Annotated in this window: 17 protein-coding genes; 2 read left to right on the forward strand and 15 right to left on the reverse strand. The window is 72.6% G+C overall.

Annotated elements, in window-relative coordinates; genetic code table 11:
* Positions 1–11: 11 nt before the first annotated feature.
* The 9 genes from Plo01_RS29780 to Plo01_RS29820 all read right to left on the reverse strand — a co-directional run bounded on the left by Plo01_RS29780 (position 12) and on the right by Plo01_RS29820 (position 8,291).
* Positions 12–392, reverse strand: a complete 381-nt coding sequence (locus Plo01_RS29780; protein ID WP_203894038.1) for a DUF202 domain-containing protein — start codon at positions 390–392, stop codon at positions 12–14.
* On the reverse strand, positions 389–751 hold the full coding sequence (locus Plo01_RS29785; protein ID WP_203894039.1) for a YidH family protein: 363 nt from the start codon (positions 749–751) through the stop codon (positions 389–391). The genes Plo01_RS29780 and Plo01_RS29785 overlap by 4 nt, the downstream gene beginning before the upstream one ends.
* Before the next feature lie 66 nt (positions 752–817).
* Entirely contained in the window at positions 818–1,222 is a 405-nt protein-coding gene (locus Plo01_RS29790; protein ID WP_203894040.1) for a DUF8711 family protein, read from the reverse strand.
* 125 nt (positions 1,223–1,347) lie between these two features.
* Entirely contained in the window at positions 1,348–2,646 is a 1,299-nt protein-coding gene (locus tag Plo01_RS29795; RefSeq protein ID WP_203894041.1) for an ABC transporter substrate-binding protein, read from the reverse strand.
* A 31-nt stretch (positions 2,647–2,677) separates the two neighbouring features.
* On the reverse strand, positions 2,678–3,916 hold the full coding sequence (locus tag Plo01_RS29800; RefSeq protein WP_203894042.1) for a branched-chain amino acid ABC transporter permease: 1,239 nt from the start codon (positions 3,914–3,916) through the stop codon (positions 2,678–2,680).
* Positions 3,913–4,791 (reverse strand): branched-chain amino acid ABC transporter permease, encoded by an 879-nt coding sequence (locus Plo01_RS29805; protein ID WP_203894043.1) that lies wholly within the window; start codon positions 4,789–4,791, stop codon positions 3,913–3,915. Before Plo01_RS29805 ends, Plo01_RS29800 begins: the two co-directional genes overlap by 4 nt.
* Positions 4,792–4,837: 46 nt before the next feature.
* The gene (locus Plo01_RS29810) at positions 4,838–6,697 is read right to left on the reverse strand and encodes an AMP-dependent synthetase/ligase (RefSeq protein WP_203894044.1); all 1,860 of its coding nucleotides are present in this window, start codon (positions 6,695–6,697) and stop codon (positions 4,838–4,840) included.
* Entirely contained in the window at positions 6,694–7,509 is an 816-nt protein-coding gene (locus Plo01_RS29815; RefSeq protein ID WP_239317318.1) for an ABC transporter ATP-binding protein, read from the reverse strand. The genes Plo01_RS29810 and Plo01_RS29815 overlap by 4 nt, the downstream gene beginning before the upstream one ends.
* Positions 7,506–8,291 (reverse strand): ABC transporter ATP-binding protein, encoded by a 786-nt coding sequence (locus tag Plo01_RS29820; RefSeq protein ID WP_203894045.1) that lies wholly within the window; start codon positions 8,289–8,291, stop codon positions 7,506–7,508. Before Plo01_RS29820 ends, Plo01_RS29815 begins: the two co-directional genes overlap by 4 nt.
* A 205-nt stretch (positions 8,292–8,496) precedes the next feature.
* Here Plo01_RS29820 and Plo01_RS29825 point away from each other — a divergent pair, with 205 nt between their 5' ends.
* Both Plo01_RS29825 and Plo01_RS29830 read left to right on the forward strand, forming a co-directional pair.
* A complete protein-coding gene (locus tag Plo01_RS29825) occupies positions 8,497–8,754 on the forward strand; it encodes a ubiquitin carboxyl-terminal hydrolase 14 (RefSeq protein ID WP_203894046.1) in 258 nt (85 codons plus the stop codon).
* Between the two features lie 258 nt (positions 8,755–9,012).
* Positions 9,013–10,269: a monooxygenase gene (locus Plo01_RS29830; RefSeq protein WP_203894047.1), complete on the forward strand. Its 1,257-nt coding sequence runs from the start codon at positions 9,013–9,015 to the stop codon at positions 10,267–10,269.
* A gap of 108 nt (positions 10,270–10,377) precedes the next feature.
* Here the strand turns inward: Plo01_RS29830 and Plo01_RS29835 are convergent, their stop codons facing one another.
* The 6 genes from Plo01_RS29835 to Plo01_RS29860 all read right to left on the reverse strand — a co-directional run bounded on the left by Plo01_RS29835 (position 10,378) and on the right by Plo01_RS29860 (position 18,586).
* Entirely contained in the window at positions 10,378–11,688 is a 1,311-nt protein-coding gene (locus Plo01_RS29835) for an MFS transporter (protein ID WP_203894048.1), read from the reverse strand.
* A gap of 198 nt (positions 11,689–11,886) precedes the next feature.
* The gene (locus Plo01_RS29840; RefSeq protein WP_203894049.1) at positions 11,887–13,596 is read right to left on the reverse strand and encodes a histidine kinase N-terminal 7TM domain-containing diguanylate cyclase; all 1,710 of its coding nucleotides are present in this window, start codon (positions 13,594–13,596) and stop codon (positions 11,887–11,889) included.
* Between the two features lie 137 nt (positions 13,597–13,733).
* A complete protein-coding gene (locus Plo01_RS29845) occupies positions 13,734–14,375 on the reverse strand; it encodes a pyridoxamine 5'-phosphate oxidase family protein (protein ID WP_203894050.1) in 642 nt (213 codons plus the stop codon).
* A 150-nt stretch (positions 14,376–14,525) separates the two neighbouring features.
* Positions 14,526–15,377 (reverse strand): MerR family transcriptional regulator, encoded by an 852-nt coding sequence (locus Plo01_RS29850; RefSeq protein ID WP_203894051.1) that lies wholly within the window; start codon positions 15,375–15,377, stop codon positions 14,526–14,528.
* 98 nt (positions 15,378–15,475) lie between these two features.
* Positions 15,476–17,056 carry a Na+/H+ antiporter gene (locus Plo01_RS29855; RefSeq protein WP_203894052.1) on the reverse strand — a complete coding sequence of 527 codons (1,581 nt, stop codon included), beginning with the start codon at positions 17,054–17,056 and terminating at the stop codon, positions 15,476–15,478.
* 72 nt (positions 17,057–17,128) lie between these two features.
* Positions 17,129–18,586 carry a hypothetical protein gene (locus tag Plo01_RS29860; protein WP_203894053.1) on the reverse strand — a complete coding sequence of 486 codons (1,458 nt, stop codon included), beginning with the start codon at positions 18,584–18,586 and terminating at the stop codon, positions 17,129–17,131.
* Between the last annotated feature and the right edge of the window lie 246 nt (positions 18,587–18,832).

Consider the following 18,832-nt stretch of genomic DNA (forward strand, 5'->3'; position numbering starts at 1 on the left):
CGGCTCCGCCCTCAGCGCAGCACGACGAAGGCGAGGGAGCCGGTGACGACGGCGAGGGAGCCGAGCCACGCGAGGAGCGCGTCGGCGCGCTCGTCGAGGGGGCGTCCCCCGTGGAGGGCGTCCTGGACCCGGTGGTAGCGCACGCCGGTGCGGGCCAGCAGGAGCGCGCCGCACAGGGCGGCCAGGGCGAAGGGGACGGCGACGAGCGGGTGGACGCCGCCGGTGCGCAGGGCGACCCCTCCGGCGCCCAGGCCGCTGACGGCCAGCATGGTGGCGGTGCGGACCCAGGCCAGGCGGGTGCGCTCGCTCTGCAGCCCCTCGTCCCAGAGTTCGGTCGTCCCCCGCTCGGCGCGGCCCCCGCGCCGGCGCCCCGCCCCGCCCCGGAAGGTCACCGGCCGGTCAGGATGAGGACGAGGGCGAGCAGGGCCACGGCCGCCACGCCGTACCCGAACAGCGGGGCGAGGGCGGGCGGCGGGAGCGGGGCGGCGTGGCGCAGCGCGTGCTGGACGCGGCGCCAGCGCGGGTAGGCCATCGCGGCGGCCAGGGCGGACAGGGAGACGAGGACGACCGCGAGGAGGGTCCGCATCCAGGGCACGAAGACGTCCGGGGAGACGGCCGCCATGGCCACGCCGCCCGCGCTCAGCGCGAGCGACGTGCTCAGCCAGGTCAGGAAGGTCCGCTCGTTCGCCAGCGTGAACCGGGGGTCCGGCTCCTTTCCACGGCCGCCGTCCGGCTCTGTCGGGGTGTCCATGGAATCGACGCTAGTTCAGCGACATTTCCCCTAGAGAAGGCGGGATTGCGGGAACGCGGCGGAGCGTCAGCCGCCGCAGGCGTTGGTGATCTCCTGGACCCACTGCGTGCTGTCGGCGGCGACCTTCTGCGCCGCGTCGACGGCCTCATTGGCGTTGTTGACGTTGAAGCCCTCCAGGGTGGAGGACACGCCGTCGGCGGCCTCCTTCAGCGAGGTGTTGGCGGCCTTGTCGGCCAGCTCGCCGAGGCGGGCGGCCCCGTCGTTCAGCGCCTTCTCCATCTCGGCGGGGTTGTTGATCAGGCCGGCGACCTTGGCCGCGGTCTCGGTGACGATGCCGGCGGCCTGCACGCATTCCTGCGCCTTGTCTATGCCCTGGCTCACTTCCTGGAGCTCGGAGCACCCGGTGGCCAGCAGGGCTGCGGCCAGGGCGGAAGCGGTCAGGGTGAGGGTCCTTCGCGGAAAGGATCGCATGACCCGACACTACCCAACGGGCCGGTACGGCGGGCGTGTCCCGCGAATCGGCGCGGTGGCCCGCGCCCGCGGGCCGGCGCGGCGCGCGCCGCGCCGCGCCGGCCCGTCGTGGCCTCCCGGACGGATCAGAGCTTGTCGAAGCAGGGACCGTCCATCGTGTAGGACTGCGCGGTCGAGCCGGTGAAGAAGTCCCTGACGATCGTGACGCCGGTGGGCGCCGCCTTGTCGGGCTTGTTGATCAGGGTCTGCCGGAACGTCGCGGCGTTGGGGTCGCCGGAGAAGTTGCCGGCCTCGGGGGGCAGCATGCCCTCGTAGTCGACCGTGGTCAGCGACTTGACCGCGGCGAGCAGGCCCTTGCGGCTGATGTCTCCGCCGGCGACCATCTTCTCCAGCGCGGCCTTGAGCGGGTAGGCCCAGGCCCAGCCGGAGGTGTAGCCGTCGCTCGGGGTGACGTCGCCCAGCGCCTCGCGCATCGCCTTGTGACCGGGGGTGTCGGCGCCCCACGGCTTGCCGGGCGACGACTGCTCGTACAGGGCCAGGATCGCCTCCGCGGCCGGGCTCTGCAGCAGCGCCGGGTTCCAGGTCGGGCCGGTGCCGATGAAACGGCCCTTGAACCCGGCGGCGGCGGACTGGCCGATCACCGCGGCGGCGTCGGCCGGGCCGGTGGTCAGGATCACCAGGTCCGGCTTGTTCTTGGTGATCTCGGTGATGGCCCGGCCCTGCTCGGTCGCGCCGGACGGGGTCTCCACGGCGGTGAACTTCAGGCCGTTCTTCTCGGCGGCGATCTTCGCCCCGGCCGCGGCGTCGGCGCCGTAGTCGCCGGCGTAGTGGACGGCCATCACGGTCTTCGGCTGGTACGTCTCCACCGCGTAGTCGACGGCGTTCATGGACTCGACGCAGTAGTTGGAGCCGGTCTCCACGATGACGTCCTCGAACTCCCAGGCGGAGGTCCAGGACGCGGGCGCGGCGACGACGTTGTTGGCCTTCAGGTCGGCGATGATGGCCGCGGTGGTCGGCGAGCCCAGCGTCTGGGTCAGGCCGAGCACGTTGTTCTTGATCTCCTGGTAGACCTGGTTGTGCGTCTCGGGGTTGTACTTGTTGTCGCGGACGTACGCCTGCACGTCCACCTCGTACTTCCCGCCGATTCCGCCCGCTCTGTTGACCCGGTTCCAGAACGCCTTCTGCGCCTGGGTGATGGGTACGGCCAGCGCGGCGAACGGCCCCGAGGTCAGATCGGAGATGGTGCCGAGATAGATGCACCCCTTGTTCTTGTCGACCGGAATCGGACACGGATCATTGGTGACGCCCGTGGTCACCGTGCCCTTCTGGCCCTCCTCGTCGTCCCCCCGGATGACGCCGCACGAGGACAGAAGGGCCACCAGTGACATCACGGACACGACGGTCACCAGGCGGCGCTTCGACATGGACTCAGCTCCTTCGATGCGATACGGGTTGTCAGTAGGAGAAGGGCCAGCTCTTCCAGTAGGCGCGGACGCGGACCCAGATGCCGAAGAGCCCTCGCGGCTCGAAGACGAGGAACAGCACGATCAGCAGGCCGTACAGGGCGACCTGGATCTGGAAGACGTTGGGCGTCTGGGTGGTGTCGGCGCTGACGAACGGCAGCAGGGCCGGCAGCTCCTGGGTGAGGCGGGGCAGCAGGGTGATGAACAGCGCCCCGGCGATGGACCCGGAGACCGTGGCCACGCCGCCGATCAGCACCATCGCGATGAACTGGACCGACATCAGCAGGTTGAACGAGCCCGGGTCGAAGAACCCGGTGATCGTGTACATCAGCGCGCCCGCGCAGCCCGCGTAGAACGAGGAGATCGCGAAGGCGAGCGTCTTGTACCGGGTCAGCGGCACGCCGATCACCTCGGCGGCGATGTCGCGGTCGCGGATCGCGGAGAAGGCGCGGCCGATCCGGGAGCGGGCGAGGTTCCGCGCGGCCACCGCGAAGACCGCCAGCAGGACGAGCATCAGCATGTAGAGCGACTGGGCCCGGGTGCCCAGCGCGCTGTCGACGTCGAAGCGGAGCCCGAACAGCTCGGGCACGGCGGCCGGGCGGCCCACCCCGGGACCGCCGGTCAGGTGGTCCCACTCCTTGAAGACGTGCTCGCCGAGGAAGACCAGACCGAGTGTGACGATCGCCAGGTAGAGACCGCGCAGCCGGGCGGCCAGCGGGGCCACGACCACTCCGGCCAGCGCCGCGGCCAGCCCGGCGGCGGGCAGCCAGACGAGCATGCTGGTGATCCCGAACCCGAGGACCCGGCCGCCGGGGTCGCCGGAGATCGCCGCCGCGGTGTAGGCGCCGATGGCGATGAAGAAGGCGTGGCCGAGGGAGACCTGGCCGGCGTAGCCGGTGACGATGTTGAGGCCGATCGCGCCGATCGCCGCGACGTACGCGCCCGCCAGCAGGATCAGCAGGTCGTCGGGGAGGCCGCTGAACAGGACGGCGACGCCCAGCAGCACCCCCAGCCAGACCTTCTTGGCCCGGGTGTCCAGCAGCGCCATGTCCTGGGCGTAGGACGTGTAGAGCAGGGGGCGCCCCCTCGGCCTGCGCGCCCGCCGGGCTCCGGGGGCTCCGCGGTCCCGCCGGGCGCCCCGGGCCGCGGGCTCCGCGCCGGGCTCCGCGGCGCCCGCGTCGCCGCCCGTTCCACGGGGCTCGGAGTCCGGGCCGGTCCGGGTGGTCGTCATACGCGTTCCACCTCCGGGGTGCCGAACAGGCCGTAGGGTCTGACCAGCAGGACCAGGAGCATGACCGCGTACGGCGTGACGATCGCGAAGTTCTGCCCCAGCCAGGGCGCGAGGTCCCCCTGGTAGGACTGGACGAGCGACTCCACGACCCCGACCACGAGCCCGCCGATCACCGCGCCGCCGAGCGAGTCGAGCCCGCCGACGATGATCGCGGGCAGCGCCTTGAGCGCGATGATCCAGGTGAGCTGGTCCACGCCCTGGCCGGTGCCGACGAAGGTCCCGGCGATGGCGGCCAGGCCCCCGGCCAGGCCCCACGACAGGGCGAAGACCGTGCCGACCGAGACGCCCTGGGCGAGCGCGGTCTCCTGGTCGAAGGCCGCCGCCCGCATGGCCAGGCCGTACCGGGTGTAGCGGAAGAACGCGAACAGCAGCGCCACCAGCACGGCCGTGGTCAGGAACATCGCGACCCACCGCTGCTGCACGGCCAGGCCGGCGAACTCCACCGGCCGAAGCCCCCACGGGTCGCCGACCTGGCGCACGTCCAGCCCGATGAATCCGTTGACCACGACCCGGACGACGACGTCGACGCCGAGCGTGATGATCGCCACGACGAAGACGGGCCGGCCGACCATGGGGCGGATCGCGACCCGCTCGATCCCCAGGGCCAGCCCGGCCACCAGCAGCGTCGCCAGCAGCACGGCGGGGTAGAAGCCGACCGTCCCCGCCAGATAGCTGACCGCCACCGCTCCGGCGATCATGAAGGCGGGCTGGGCGAAGCTGATCACCCGCGTCGCCTTGTAGATGATCACGAATCCGAGCGCCAGCAGAGCGTAGACCGAGCCGTTGCCCAGCCCCCGGATCAGCGATTCGAGCACACCCTTCATCGCTCCCGGTACATCCCTTCGACTTCGAGCAACCCCTTCATCGGTCCCGGTACATCCCTTCGACGAGGTCGGCGAAGAGCCTGGTGATCGCGCTCCGCTTGACCTTCTGGGTCGCGGTCAGCTCGCCGTCCTCGTGGTCGAGCTCCTTGGGCAGCAGGGCGAACCGCTTGACCCCCTCGACCTGGGCGAACCGCTCGTTGACTCCGGTCACCACGCTCTGGACCAGCTCCCGCACCTCCGGTTTCTCCGACAGGTCGCGGTAGGTCGTGTACGGCAGGCCGCGCCGCCGCGCCCACTCCCCCACGGTGTCGAGCTCGATGCCGATCAGCGCGGTCAGGTACTTGCGCCGGTCGCCGACGACGATGGCCTCCTTGACGTACGGCGAGGCCTTGAGCGCGTTCTCGATCTCGCTCGGCGCGATGTTCTTGCCGCCGGCCGTGATGATGATGTCCTTCATCCGGTCGGTGATCTTGACGTGGGTGCCGTCCACCCACTCGCCGACGTCGCCGGTGTGCAGCCAGCCGTCGGCGTCGATCACGTCCGCGGTGGCCTCGGGGTCGCGCCAGTACCCGGCGAACGTTCCCGGGTGCCGGGTGAGGATCTCCCCGGTCATCTCGTCGATCCTCAGCTCCACGCCCTCGTGCGGCTCGCCGACGGTGCCGAGCTTGATCCGGCCGGGACGGTTGCCGGTGGCGACGGCGGTGTTCTCGCTCATGCCGTACAGCTCGTGCATGGCCACCCCGATGCCCATGAAGAACTTGAGCACGGCGGGCGCGATCGGCGCGGCGCCGGAGGCGGCGTAGCGGACCCGGCGCATGCCCAGCCGCTCGCGCAACGCGCGGTAGCAGAACAGCCAGCCGATCGCGTAGAGCGTCCTCGTCAGGGGGGTGTGCGTGCCGCCGGTGCGCACCAGCTCGTCGCCGATCCGGTCGGCCGCCCGCAGCCAGAACCGGGTGATCGCGCGCTTGAGCGGCGAGGCCGACTCCAGCCGGATCTCGACCCCGGCGAGCACCTTCTCCCAGATGCGCGGCACCCCGAACAGGATCGTCGGCTGCACCTCGCGCAGGTTGGCCTGGACGGTCTCGATGGACTCGGCGAAGTTCACCTGCACCCCGGCGGCGGCGTTGAACCAGACCGTGAAGGCGCGCTCGGCCACGTGGCACAGGGGAAGGTACGACAGCGCGAGGTCCCTCTCCGACGGCGGCGGGGAGGCGAAGCCGCCGCCCTCGACGAGCCGCTGGATCGCGTACTCGACGTTGCCGACGGTCAGCATCACGCCCTTGGGCGGCCCGGTGGTGCCGGAGGTGTAGATCAGCGTGGCCACGTCACCGGACCGGGTCTCGGCCATCCGCCGTTCGACGGCCTCCGGGTGCTCCTGGCGGTGGGCGGCCCCGATCTCCAGCAGCGCGTCCCAGGGCATGAGCCGGGGGTCGTCGTAGCGCCCGCGGACGCCGCGCGGCTCCACGTAGACGATCCGCTCCAGGTCCGGGCAGTGCTCGGCGACCTCCAGCGCCTTGTCCACCTGCTCCTGGTCCTCGGCGATGAGGATCTTCGCCCCGGAGTGGGAGAGCAGGTAGGAGACCTCGGCCGGCGGGTTGGTGGGATAGAGGCCGACCGTGACGCCGCGCACCGCGACGATGCCGAGGTCGGAGTAGAGCCACTCGCGCCGGTTCTCGGAGTGCACGGCCACCCGGTCGCCGGGCTCGACGCCGAGCGCGAGCAGGGCGTGCGCGACGAGCTGGACGTTCTCCCAGTAGTCGGCCCAGGTGACCTCCTGCCAGATGCCGAAGTCCTTCTCCCGCATGGCGACCCGGCCGGGCGCGGCCCGGGCCCGGTCGCGGACCCGGGTGACGATGGTCGTGGTGCGCGTGTGCTCCTGCTCGCGTGTGAGCGTCATGGCGCTCCTCCCAGGTAGGCCTCGATGACCTTGGGGTCGTGCTGGACCTCGGCCGGGGTGCCGAGCGCGACCGGGCGGCCGAAGTCGAGCACGAGCACCCGGTCGGCCAGGTCCATGACCAGGCCCATGTCGTGGTCGACGAGGACGACGGGGACGCCGAGCTCGTCGCGGATGTCGAGGATGTAGCGGGCCATGTCCTCCGTCTCCTCCAGGTTCATCCCGGCGACCGGCTCGTCCAGCAGCAGCAGGCGGGGCTCCATGGCCAGGGCGCGGCCGAGCTCGACGCGTTTCTGCACGCCGTACGGGAGCAGCCGGACGGGGTGGCGGCGCCAGGCCGCCAGCTCCAGGAAGTCGATGATGTCCTCGACCCGGGCACGGGCGGCGAGCTCCTCGCGGCGGGCCCGGCCGAGCCAGGACAGCGCCGACAGCGGGCCGTACCGGAAGTGGTGGTGGCGGCCCAGCATGAGGTTGTCGAGCACGGTCAGGTTGTGGAACAGCTCGACGTTCTGGAACGTGCGGGCCAGGCCCATGGCCGCGATCCGGTGCGGGGCGCGGCCGAGGACGTCCTCCCCGAGGAAGGTCACCGCGCCGCGCTGGGGCCGGTAGACCCCGGACAGCACGTTGAAGACCGAGGTCTTGCCGGCGCCGTTCGGCCCGATCACGGCGAACAGCTCGGCCGGGGCCACCTCGAAGGAGACGCCGTCGATCGCCTTCACCCCGGCGAAGGAGAGCCCGACGTCCTCGACCGTCAGGACGGGGGGTCCGGCCTCGCGCCCCTCCGCGGTCACCGGGTCCTCTCCCCCAGCGGTCACGACAGCCACCTCTTCCTGCGCCGGTAGTGCTTGACCTCGCGGAAGGACTTGGCCGCCCCCTCCGCGCCGAGGCCGAGGTAGAACTCCTTGATGTCGTCGTCGGCCAGCAGCTCGGCCGCCGGCCGGTCCATGACGATCTTCCCGGTCTCCATGACGTAGCCGTGGTCGGCGATCGACAGGGCCATCGTGGCGTTCTGCTCGACGAGCAGGACCGTGGTGCCCTGCTTGTTGATCTCGACCACGAGGTCGCGGACCTGCCCCACCAGCGAGGGGGCCAAGCCCAGGCTGGGCTCGTCCAGCAGCAGGTAGCGGGGGCCGGACATGAGCGCCCGGCCGACCGCCAGCATCTGCTGCTCGCCGCCGGACAGGTAGCCGGAGACGTTCCCGCGCCGCTCCCTCAGCAGCGGGAACAGCCCGTAGACGCGGTCGAGGTTCTCGGCGAGGGTGCGGGCGGCGGTGTGCGCGCCGACCTTCAGGTTCTCCTCGACGGTCAGCTCGGCGAAGATCCGCCGTCCCTCCATGACCTGGCTGACCCCGCGCCGCACGATCTGCGCGGGCCGCAGGCCGTGGACGGGCTCGCCGTCGAGGAGGACCGAGCCCTTGGTGACCTCGCCGTCGTGCACGTCCAGCAGGCCCGACAGGGCGCGGAGCAGGGTGGTCTTGCCCGCGCCGTTCGCGCCGAGCAGGGCCACGATCGAACCGGCCGGCACCCGCAGGCTGACCCCGCGCAGCACCAGCATCACGTCGTCGTAGACGACCTCGAGGTTGCGGACCTCCAGCATCGGGCTCCCTGGGTCTGTGGCCTAGGTCACCCCCCGATGAAGGCCAGAGTGAGTCACCGGCTCCCCCTGATCAATAGGTCCGGCGAGAGGTGTCCAAATCGGAACATGGCTCTAGACGTACGATCTCCCTGGCTCGCGTTCCCGGCCCCGGCCTCCCGGCCGCCGGGGGCGTCGCCGTACGTCCGCACATCCGTGAAGGGAAGACATGTCCGCCTGCGACCACCTGACCGCCGTCCAGGACCCGCCCGCGCGCACGCCCGGGGGGTGCGAGGAGTGCCTCGCCTCCGGCAGCCGCTGGGTGCACCTCCGCCGCTGTCTGTCCTGCGGTCATGTCGGCTGCTGCGACTCCTCGCCGAACAAGCACGCCACCGCCCACTTCGCGGAGACCGGCCACCCCGTCATCGCGTCGTTCGAACCGGGCGAGACGTGGCGCTGGTGCTACGTCGACGAGACCATCGGCTGAGGGACGGGCGCGGGACCTCGGCTGAGGGGCGGGCGCGGGACCGCCTCCGGCCCCGCGGCCGCCGCCTGATACGCCCGGATGAGGAACCCTCCGGATGGGGGACTCGTGGATGAGGGAGCCCTCGATCCTGGGGACGAGGCTTTCCGTCCTTTCGGCGGATGGCCGCCCGCCGCCGGAGCGGGGAGTCTGGGCTTGAGATCGTGACCGGGGATCAGGCCCCCGGCGCATGCCGAGCCCCTCGGGGGAGCAGGAGACGCCATGGAACACACGATCCGGCGGCGGGCACGATGGGCGGGTACGGCGACCGCCGCGCTGGCCGCCGTCCTTCTCGTCGCGTCATGCGGCGGGCAGGAGCATCCGGCGACCGCCCACGGTCAGAGCGCGACCCCCGGCACGGACACGACGGCCGGTGCGGGCGCCACCCCGGGCACGGCGTCCGGGACGCCGGGAGCGCACGGCGGTCACGGGAGCTCCGCCGAGCCCCCGCCCGCGGCGCCGCTGCGGGACTCCGAGCGGTTCGCCACCCTCACCCTGCCCGAGCCGTACACCCCGAAGGCCCCCTCCGGCGGCACCGACGAGTACCGCTGCTTCCTGCTGGATCCCGAGCTGGACGAGAAGGCGTTCCTCACCGGCAGCCAGTTCCTGCCGCAGAACACCGACCTCGTCCACCACGCGATCGTCTTCCGCGTCGACGCCGAGCAGGCCGAGAAGGCCCGCACCCTGGATGAGCGCACCCCGGGTGAGGGATGGACCTGCTTCGGCGACGCCGGGGTCGGCGACGGCGCCTGGGTCGGCCACTGGGCGCCCGGAGCCGATGAGACCCTCCTGGACGAGAAGCTCGGCTACGCGATGCCGCCCGGCAGCAAGCTGATCATGCAGGTGCACTACAACCTGCTCGCCAGTGGGGGCGCGGCGGGCGGGAGCGACCGGTCGGCGATCCGGCTCCGCCTCGCCGACGGCGCGACCGACCGCGAGCCGCTGGAGACCGTGACCCTCGCGGCCCCGGTCGAGCTGCCCTGCGCGTCCGGGGAGTCGGGCCCGCTGTGCGAGCGCGGGGCCGCCGTCCGCGACGTCATCCAGCGCTTCGGCGAGCAGTCCCGGGGGGCCATCGAGGGCCTGGGCCAGTTCTGCGGCGGGGGCACGCTGCCCAAGGCCGGGCCCACCCAGCACTGCGACCAGAAGGCCGAGGCCCCCGGCACCGTCCACGCCACCGCCGGGCACATGCACCTGCTCGGCCGCGCCATCAAGGTGGAGCTCAACCCCGGCACGCCGGGGGCGAAGACGTTGCTCGACATCCCGAACTACAACTTCGACGAGCAGGCCATCCGCCCGCTGGAGCAGCCGGTCGAGGTCAAGGCCGGCGACACCCTCCGGGTGACCTGCACCCACGACGCGGGCCTGCGCAGGCAGCTGCCCGCCCTGCGCGACCTGCCGGCGCGGTACGTGGTCTGGGGCGAGGGCACCAGCGACGAGATGTGCCTGGGCCTGCTGGTCTGGTCGCCGTCCCGCTCCTGACCTCCGTCACCGGACCGGGCTCCTGGACCGTGGGCAGCGGCGCGATGACGTTGTTCAGCAGCGCCGGTGACGCGATCAGCAGTTCGGGGATCCCGGCCCGCCCGCTCGTCACTCTCGCGCCCGGCCGCTCCGGGGCCGGAAGGTGACTGTCACGGTGACGGCGGTCATCGCAGCGAGAAGGCCCCAGGCCGGCACGAAGCTGCCGGTCAGGTCCTTGAGCAGGCCGAGGGCGGGCGGCGCCAGGATGACGGCGATCTGGTTGACGGACATGGCCAGGCCGAGGGCGAATCCCGTCCTGCCCGGTGGCGCCGATTCGGCCAGATGGGCGACCCAGGGGCCGTACCAGCCGATCCCGAAGAAGCCGAGCCAGACGAACAGCAGGCAGGCCGCCACCGGCGAACGCCCCACGGGGGTCGTCAACGCCACCATCCCCGCGGTCACCGCGACCATGCAGGTCAGAACGGAGGTGTAGCGCCCGGACCTGCTGCGGTCGCTCCAGGCCGCCAGGCAGATGCGGCCGGCGACGCCCGCCGCCTGGGCCGCCACGAAGACGAGAGCCGCCGGACCCGCTCCGACGGACGTCGTCTCGTGGAGGTACAGCACGGTCAGGACGCCTATGCCGCTGTGCACCGAGACCAGGCACGTGCCGGACAGGACGATCTTCACCATGGACGGTTCGCGGAGCATCCGCAGCCGGGCGCCGAACCGGGCCGCGCGCGAGGCACGCGGCTCCGCGTCCCGGGAGGCGCCGTCCCGAGGAACGCCATCCCGAGGAACGCCGTCCCGAGGAGGGCTTTGGGCCGGTGGCCGACGGTAGAAGCACATGAAGACGACGGCTCCCAGCAGCGCGACGAGGCCTCCGGCCACGAGCGTCGCCCGCCAGCCGAGAGCCGCGGCGAGGAGGGGGAGCACGGCCGCGGCGAGTACGCCGCCCAGGGGCAGGCCCGCCTGCCGGACGCCCATCGCCAGCCCTCGCTGGGAGGCGTCGAACCAGGACGCCACCGATTTGCTGCCGCCGGGCTGGACGGTGCTGTATCCCGCGCCGACGATCAGCAGGACGAGCAGCAGCGACGCGTATCCCGACGCCATGCTTCCCGCGCCCAGGCTCACCGCGACGACGCAGGCGCCTATCCCGACGACCCAGCGCTCGTTGTGGCGGTCCAGCAGTTCCCCGGCCACCGACAACCCGATCAGGGGGACCAGCTGGGCCGCCGAGAGCAGGAGACCCAGCTGGGCCGTGCTCAGGTGCAGGTCACGTTGCAGGTGGGCGCTCATCGCCCCGATGCCCTGCACGAAGAAGCCGGAGGTGGCCTGGGTGAGCGTGGCGACGCCGAGGATGACCCACCGGTATCGCCGCGTGCGGAGGAGGAATCCGCCGCCGTCCTCGGCGGCCTGCCGTACATCGGTGTGGTGCGTCATGCGGATCAGACTGATGTAATGGTCTTATACATCTCAACCCTTACGGTGAGGATGCCGCGGACCTGGCCGACCGGCGGCCGGAGACCGCCGGGGAACTCGCGGGCCGCTGCCGCGCCGCCGGGCTCGCGCTGGAGTGTCCGGTACGCCGAGCGGCCGGTCGTCCCGCGATCCCCGCGATTCCCGCATGAGCGGCAGGGCTCACGCCGCGCGGTGAGACGTCTCCGGCTGCGGGCCCGCGGCGACCCTGGTCTGGTTCCGGCCGCCGCGCTTGGCCGCGTACAGCGCCTCGTCGGCGGCCTGCAGCAGGTCGTCGGGGCTCTGGCCGGGCATCACGGCGGCCACGCCCGCGCTGAACGTGACGCGCAGCTCGTGCTCGTCGGCGCGGACCTCCTGTCCCGCCACCCGCTCGCGCAGCGTCTCCACCCGCGCGCGGGCCTGCTCGGCGGTCGCGCCGGGGAAGACCACCACGAACTCCTCGCCGCCGTAGCGGGCCACGACGTCGTCGCGGCGGAACCCTTCGCCGAGCAGGCCGGCGAACCAGGTCAGGACCTCGTCCCCGGCACGGTGGCCGTAGCGGTCGTTGACCTGCTTGAAATGGTCGATGTCCAGCAGTGCCGCGCTGAGCGGCCGGCCGTCCGCGGCGGCCCCGGCCATCTCGCGCCGCAGCTCCTCCATCAGGTGGCGGCGGTTGTGCAGTCCGGTCAGCGCGTCCCGGGTGGCCTGCTCCACCAGGTCGGCGCGGAGCAGTTCGATGGTGCGCAGTTGCCGGTGCAGCTGGGCGTTGGAGTCCTCCAGCTGCTGCTGCTTGTCGTGCAGGCGGGCGTTGGCGCTCTCCAGGTCGGTGCGCTGCCGGAGCAACTGGGCGTTGGCCTGCTCCAGTTCCCGCCGCTGCCGGTTCAGCGCCGTGACGTCGCGGGCCAGGATGGCCCAGCCCGCGTGACCGCCCCGGCTGTCGCGCAGCACGCTGGTGCGCACGTTCAGCTCCACCGGACGGCCCGAGCCGTCGGTGAGGGCCGTCTCGATCTCCCCGCCGTCGGCCGGGGGCAGCCCGCCGAGCAGGTCGGCCAGCGGGAGTCCGATGAGCCGTTCCGGCAGGCCGGGGGCCAGCCGGAGCAGCAGCTGCCCGGCCGCGGTGTTGAGGTCCAGGATCCGGCCCGAGGCGTCGATGGTGGCGACCGCGTCGTCGATCATGTCGAAGACGCGTTCGCGGGCCACCGGCACCAGTTCGGGCAGGGACCGGTGGACCAGCGTCCAGTAGATGATGACCACCGTGACGGAGAAGCCGACCGAGGTCAGTCCGGTGACCGGGATCAGCCCGGCCAGGCTGACGACGTTGGCCGCGATGGGCACGGAGGCCCCGGCCAGGATCGCGCCGTACAGGCTGCGCTGGGCGGGCGGCCCGGTGATCCACGAATGCAGCAGGCGGACCAGCGCGGCGGCCAGCAGCAGGTAGCTGTAGGCGGTGTGCACCCAGAACAGCGGACCCACCTCGGGGGTGGAGACGCCGTGGGGGTCGACGTTGTCGGCGGCCAGGAAGAACCCGTGGTGCCAGAGATTGGTGGCGATCGCGGCCAGCACCAGCGCCGGTTCGACGCCCAGGAGCACCGCCATGCGCCGCGAAGGGCGCCAGCGCCGGTCGGCCACGGCCAGCGACAGGCAGTACAGGCCCGCGGGGACCATGCCGATGGCCAGGAACTTGACCGTCTGGAACACCCGGGCGATCCGGGCGTCATCGATCAGGGCCAGCAGCGCGTCCGCGGCCGACCACCCGGCGATGCCCGCGGCCAGGAACGCCAGCGCCCCGACCGCCGAGGCCGTGCTCCGGCGCCGCCGGCCGACGACGGCGACCACGGTGGCCACCACCGCCGACAGCGCGAACAGCAGGAACAACATCGGTCGCCCTACCATCGCCTCTCCCGTCGCGTACGTTCTGGGGTCGTTCCCTCCCCATCGGCCGGGCACCGCTCCGGCCTGAGGGTTTCCCGCGAACGGCGACGGTCCGGGACGGGAGCGCGGGCAGGCGGGCAGGTGCGCGCGGGCAGGTGTCAGCGGAGGTGGGGCGGGGCGTCGATGCCGGGGGGCAGCAGCGGGTCGGGTTCGAGAGCGTCCCAGACCGTCCGCAGCGGGCGGACGCCCGCCCAGAGGCCGAGCGCGGCGTCGGGGCCGTCGCCGTCCTCGGGCGGGCCGGTGCGGATCTTCACCGACGCCTCACGGGTGCTCAGCGCCAGCAGCGCGGTCGCCGCGAGCTCTTTGCGGCTGGGCCGCCGGGCGTAGTCCCACTGGCCGGGGGTCACGTGCTCGGTCAGGCGGCGCAGCCCGGCGAGCTTCTCCCCGGGGTCGGTGACGAGCCTCGGCACGCCGTAGATCATGGCGCAGCGGTAGTTCACCCCGTGCTCGAACACCGACCGGGCCAGCACCAGCCCGTCCACGTGCGTCACCGTGAGGCAGACGGTGGCCTCCGGCGCCTCCGCCAGGCTCCGGCTGGCCACCGAGCCGTGGAAGTACACCGTCTCGCGGTCCGGGCTCAGGCCGTAGACGGTGGGCACCACCATCGGGCAGCCGTCGACGACGACCCCGAGGTGGCAGACGAACCCGGCGGCGAGGACCGCGTGCAGATCATCGCGGTCGAGGCTGCCCTGCTCGCGGAGGCGCCGGTGCCGGGTGCGGTCGGTCTCGGTGATCTTCATGGCGGTACGGTACCGATTCCGGAGAAGATTCGCCATATGTCAACGAAATCAGTTGCCTGATCCAGTGACCGCAACGGAACACCACCGCTTCCCGCAGCGGCGGCCACATCCCGGAGTCCTGTGGCGCGGGCCGGAGGAGCCGGCGTCCGCTCACCAGAAACGCGGCTGGGCGGGGATGGTCTCCAGGTCGGTGAGCAGCAGTTCGCGGTCCTCGTCCTGCGCGATGTCCTCGGCGGCCGCCAGCGCCTGTTCGGTCCACGCGCGGGCCTGCTCCCGGTCACCGGCCACCGCGCTGGCGCGGGCCAGGGCCTCGTAGCCGAAGGCCAGATCCCAGTCCCCGATGCCGTGGGCGCGGCAGATCTCCAGGCCGCGGCGGGCGTGATGCAGTGCCGGCTCGGCGCGCCCCAGGACCGCGTACACCCGTGAGCACTGCCATTCACCCCGGCTGCGGTTGACCGGGGCGCCGACCTGGCCCCAGTGGTAGCGCGAGGCGTGGGCCATGTGCAGCATCCGATCGTCGTCGTCGGCCGTGCGGCCCTCCTTCTCCAGCAATCGCCACACTTCGTTGAACAGGTCGACGGCCAGCTGCCGCTGCCCGTCCGCCGAGCCGGCGAAGCCGTGAGGGTCCGTGTTGTCTGCCATGAGCGTCGTGACTCCGTCCTCGAGAAGATGATCGATGCGGTGCAGGTCCCCGCGCGTCCGGTCCAGGCGTGCCTGCAGGCGGCGGCGGTGCCGGGCCAGCACCCGCCGGATCGCGGCCTCGTCATCGGAGGCCGCCAGACACGCCCGCACCTGCTCCAGGGGCACGTCGACCGAGCGCAGCAGCCGGATCAGGCGGGCGTGGGCGACCTGCTGGGGCCCGTAGTAGCGGTATCCGCTGCCGGGCTCGACCACGGCGGGCACCAGCAGGCCGATGCGGTCGTAGTGACGCAGCGCTTTCGCCGTCAGGCCGACGCGGCGTGCCAGCCGGCCGACCGTGATCAGTTCGGGTCCCTCCACCATGCGCCGAATCTAGAACCTTGCCGCGCGGGAACCTCAAGCCCGGGACGGCGGACTTTCCCTCAAACCCGGGCGACGGGCTTTCCCGGTGCGGCTCCGGGTCAGTCGCGGGCCAGCGTCGCCTCTTCGAAGTCGAGCTCCTGGATGACCCGGCGGAGCACCTCGTCGTCGATGCGGCGCTCGTCGCGCAGCCGTACGAACACCTCGCGCTCGGCCGCCAGCATCTCCCGGCGCAGCCGCCGGTAGACGGTGCCGGGCGTCTCCTCGCCCTCGTGGCCCGTGCCGCCGCCCAGGCGTTCCCAGGCGCTGAGCGTACGGCGCTCGGCGCGGAGCCTGAGCTGCTCCACCACCTCCCGGTGGACCTCGGCGACGCCGTCGGCCACCAGCTCCTCCAGGCGGGCCAGGGCGGCCCCGGCGGCGGCCTGCTGGGCGGCGGCCTCGGCCAGGTCGTCGGCGAAGGCCTCCTGCTCGGTGGAGACCCTCAGCCGCCGGATCAGCCAGGGGAACGACAGGCCCTGGAGCAGCAGGGTGCCGATCACCACCGTGAAGGTGAGGAAGAGCAGCGTGTCCCGGCCGGGGAAGTCCGGCAGGGCGAAGGCGGCGGCCAGGGAGACGACGCCGCGCATGCCCGCCCAGCCGACGATCGCGACGTTCTGCCAGGGCGGCGGCTCGGGCTCGTTCCGACGGATCCCGGGCGACATGATCCGGGGCAGGTAGGTGGCGGGCACCACCCAGACGATCCGGGCGACGACGGCGACGGCGAAGACCGCCAGGGCCATCGTGAGCGGCTTCCACGGGTCGGACCAGTCGAGCACGCTGACGATCGGCCACATCTGCAGGCCGATCAGCAGGAAGACGATCGACTCCAGGAAGAGGTCCACGACCCGCCAGATCACGTCGGACATCAGCCGGGTGCCGAAGCCGCCGCGCGGGAGCCGGTGCCCGACGGCGAGGCCGACGATCACCACGGAGACCACCCCGGAGGCGTGCACGGCCTCGGCCGCGAGGTAGACCGCGAACGGGGTGAGCAGCAGGACGGTGTTCTCGATCAGGGCGTCCTTGAGCATCCGCAGCGTCCGGACCAGCAGCCAGGCCAGCGCGAGGCCGATCACCACGCCGCCCGCGGCCGCGTAGGCGAACCGGCCGACGGCGTCCAGCCAGGTGACGGTCTCCCCCAGGACGGCGGCGACGGCCACGCGATAGGCGGTGAGCGCGGTGGCGTCGTTGAACAGGCTCTCGCCCACCAGGATGGTGACCACCTTGCGGGGCAGCCCCAGCCTGCGGGCCACCGCCACCGCGGCGACCGCGTCGGGCGGGGCCACGATCGCGCCGAGCGCGAAGGCCGCGGCCGGATGCAGGTCCGGCAGGAGCAGGTGGACGACCCAGCCGATCACCAGCGTGCTGAACAGCACCAGCCCGACCGACAGCAGGAGGACCGGCCTGCGGACGGTCTTGAGCCTCAGGTAGGAGCTGTCGACCGCGGCGGAGTAGAGCAGCGGCGGGAGGAAGACCAGCAGGACCAGTTCGTGGTCCAGCTCGTACATCGGCACGAACGGCGAGAACACCAGCCCGGCCACGACCAGCAGCAGCGGCGCGGACCACCCCCGGCGCCTGGCCAGGGCGGCCACCGCGACCGAGATGACGGGGACGACGAGCAGCTGCACCACGGTCGCCTGGTTCATCCCACCCCCTGCCGGTCAGGCGGGACCAGCTTAAGGGATCACGGAGTCCGCCTCAGCGACCGGACCGGGTGCTCACCAGCCGCGGCGGTCGTCCCGGTCGTCGTACCCCGGCTCGGGACGGAGCCGCTCCCCGGTGGAGTGCGGCTGCTCCTGCACGTAGGGACGGGAGAGATGCTGCTCGGCCTGGTGCCCGCGGAAGTTCAGCGGGTCGGAGTGGTCCACGGCCTGCGGCTCGTAGCCGGACGGCGGGCCGTACAGGTCGCGCAGGTCGGCCGGGTGGCCTCCCTGGGGGAGCGGCTGCCCGGAGGCGTGCCGGGACTCGCCGAACGCGAAGGGCTGCGACGGGGCGGACGCGGGGTAGCCGTAGGGGTCGGACGCGGGGGCCTCGTGGCCGGCCTGCCTGCCCTGGGAGCTCTGGGCCGCGAAGCCGAACGGGTCGGTGGAGTGGCCCTGGGCCGGGTAGGCCTCGTGGGAGGCCGGGCCCGGGAACTGCTCGACGTGCGGCGTGAAGGGGTCGACCGGGCGGTCGGCCGGCCGCTGCCGGGCGGGCGGCGGGGCGAAGGGGTCCACCGGCTGCTGGGCGGCGTAGCGGTCCGCGGGCTGCCCGGCGAAGGAACCGGCGGGCGGCGGGGCGAAGGGGTCCACCGGCTGCTGGGCCGTGAAGGGGTCCGCGGCCTGCGTGGCGAAGGGGTCCACCGGCTGCTGCGGGGGGAAGGAGTCCGCTGGCTGGGCGGTGAAGGGGTCGGCGGGCTGCCCGGCGAAGGGGTCCGCGGGACGCTGCGGGGCGCCGTACGCATCGGCCGGCCCGTAGCCGTCGAGCTGCGGCGTCCCGTAGGCGTCGGCCTGCGGCGCGCCGTAGGAGGCGGGCTGGGGGACGCCGTAGCCGCCCGGCGGCGGGTAGGACTGGTCGCCGAGGGCGCCGGCCGTGGAGTACGGCTGATCGCCCGGGCCCGCCGGATCGGTGAGGTGGGGCTGGCCGTAGGGCAGGGAGTCGCCGACGATCAGGTTCTCGCGCGGCACCGCGTCGGCCGCGCCGTACCCGGGCGCGCGGTCGTGGAAGCGGTCCGGCGGGGGCGTGCTGCCCCGGGCCACCAGCACGTCGTTGGGGCCGAGGACGGGAGGCTGGCGCGGATCCTCCGGCGGCGCGGCGACCGGTCCGGCCGCCGGGTCGGCGTACTGCTGCGGGTGGGCCTGGGGCGGGGCCTGCGGCGACTGGGGGTGGGCGTAGTCCTCGGGACGGGGCCGGGCATACTGTCCGGTGCCGGGGAACTCGCCGTGCCCGTGCGCCTGGGCGTGCTCGTCCACCTCGTCGGGGTAGCGGCCGCCGGCGTCGACGAAGCCCTGGTCCAGGGTGTCGACCAGGCGGGCCACGTCGTCCATGGGCATGCGGAAACTGGCGGTGCACATCTCTCCGCGCCACAGGCTCAGCACGAGCGTTCCCTCGTGCCAGGTGACGCGGAGCACCCGCTCCTGGCCGCGTTCGTCGAAGAACACTTCACCGAACGAGGGCAACGGGACAACTTCCGACATGGAGGACATGTTCCTTTAACCAGCCTTTATTCGTCCACTCGACCTCAGGAAACCCTACCGAACCAGTCTTACCGTCCCCATCTTCAGCCCCAATGCCACCGGAGGGAAGGCCCATCTCCACTTCTCGCACCGGTCCGAGCCGGGGTGGTTCCGCCAGTCTGCCACGGAATGCGGACTGCGGGTCCCCGAATGCCGGGACGCGTTCGCTCGGTGACCGGACGGAGCCAGCCCCGGTTGTCGGGACGA

Origin of the sequence: Planobispora longispora, from assembly GCF_016863135.1 — a bacterium.
GTDB lineage: Bacteria > Actinomycetota > Actinomycetes > Streptosporangiales > Streptosporangiaceae > Planobispora > Planobispora longispora.

Excerpts from the sequence above, each read along its gene's own strand:
- Plo01_RS29800 (WP_203894042.1), bottom strand. The coding sequence starts at position 3,916 with ATGACGACCACCCGGACCGGCCCGGACTCCGAGCCCCGTGGAACGGGC.
- Plo01_RS29825 (WP_203894046.1), top strand. The coding sequence starts at position 8,497 with ATGTCCGCCTGCGACCACCTGACCGCCGTCCAGGACCCGCCCGCGCGC.
- Plo01_RS29845 (WP_203894050.1), bottom strand. The coding sequence starts at position 14,375 with ATGAAGATCACCGAGACCGACCGCACCCGGCACCGGCGCCTCCGCGAG.
- Plo01_RS29810 (WP_203894044.1), bottom strand. The coding sequence starts at position 6,697 with ATGACGCTCACACGCGAGCAGGAGCACACGCGCACCACGACCATCGTC.
- Plo01_RS29860 (WP_203894053.1), bottom strand. The coding sequence starts at position 18,586 with ATGTCGGAAGTTGTCCCGTTGCCCTCGTTCGGTGAAGTGTTCTTCGAC.
- Plo01_RS29840 (WP_203894049.1), bottom strand. The coding sequence starts at position 13,596 with ATGGTAGGGCGACCGATGTTGTTCCTGCTGTTCGCGCTGTCGGCGGTG.
- Plo01_RS29830 (WP_203894047.1), top strand. The coding sequence starts at position 9,013 with ATGGAACACACGATCCGGCGGCGGGCACGATGGGCGGGTACGGCGACC.
- Plo01_RS29855 (WP_203894052.1), bottom strand. The coding sequence starts at position 17,056 with ATGAACCAGGCGACCGTGGTGCAGCTGCTCGTCGTCCCCGTCATCTCG.
- Plo01_RS29850 (WP_203894051.1), bottom strand. The coding sequence starts at position 15,377 with ATGGTGGAGGGACCCGAACTGATCACGGTCGGCCGGCTGGCACGCCGC.
- Plo01_RS29785 (WP_203894039.1), bottom strand. The coding sequence starts at position 751 with ATGGACACCCCGACAGAGCCGGACGGCGGCCGTGGAAAGGAGCCGGAC.
- Plo01_RS29835 (WP_203894048.1), bottom strand. The coding sequence starts at position 11,688 with ATGACGCACCACACCGATGTACGGCAGGCCGCCGAGGACGGCGGCGGA.
- Plo01_RS29790 (WP_203894040.1), bottom strand. The coding sequence starts at position 1,222 with ATGCGATCCTTTCCGCGAAGGACCCTCACCCTGACCGCTTCCGCCCTG.
- Plo01_RS29795 (WP_203894041.1), bottom strand. The coding sequence starts at position 2,646 with ATGTCGAAGCGCCGCCTGGTGACCGTCGTGTCCGTGATGTCACTGGTG.
- Plo01_RS29820 (WP_203894045.1), bottom strand. The coding sequence starts at position 8,291 with ATGCTGGAGGTCCGCAACCTCGAGGTCGTCTACGACGACGTGATGCTG.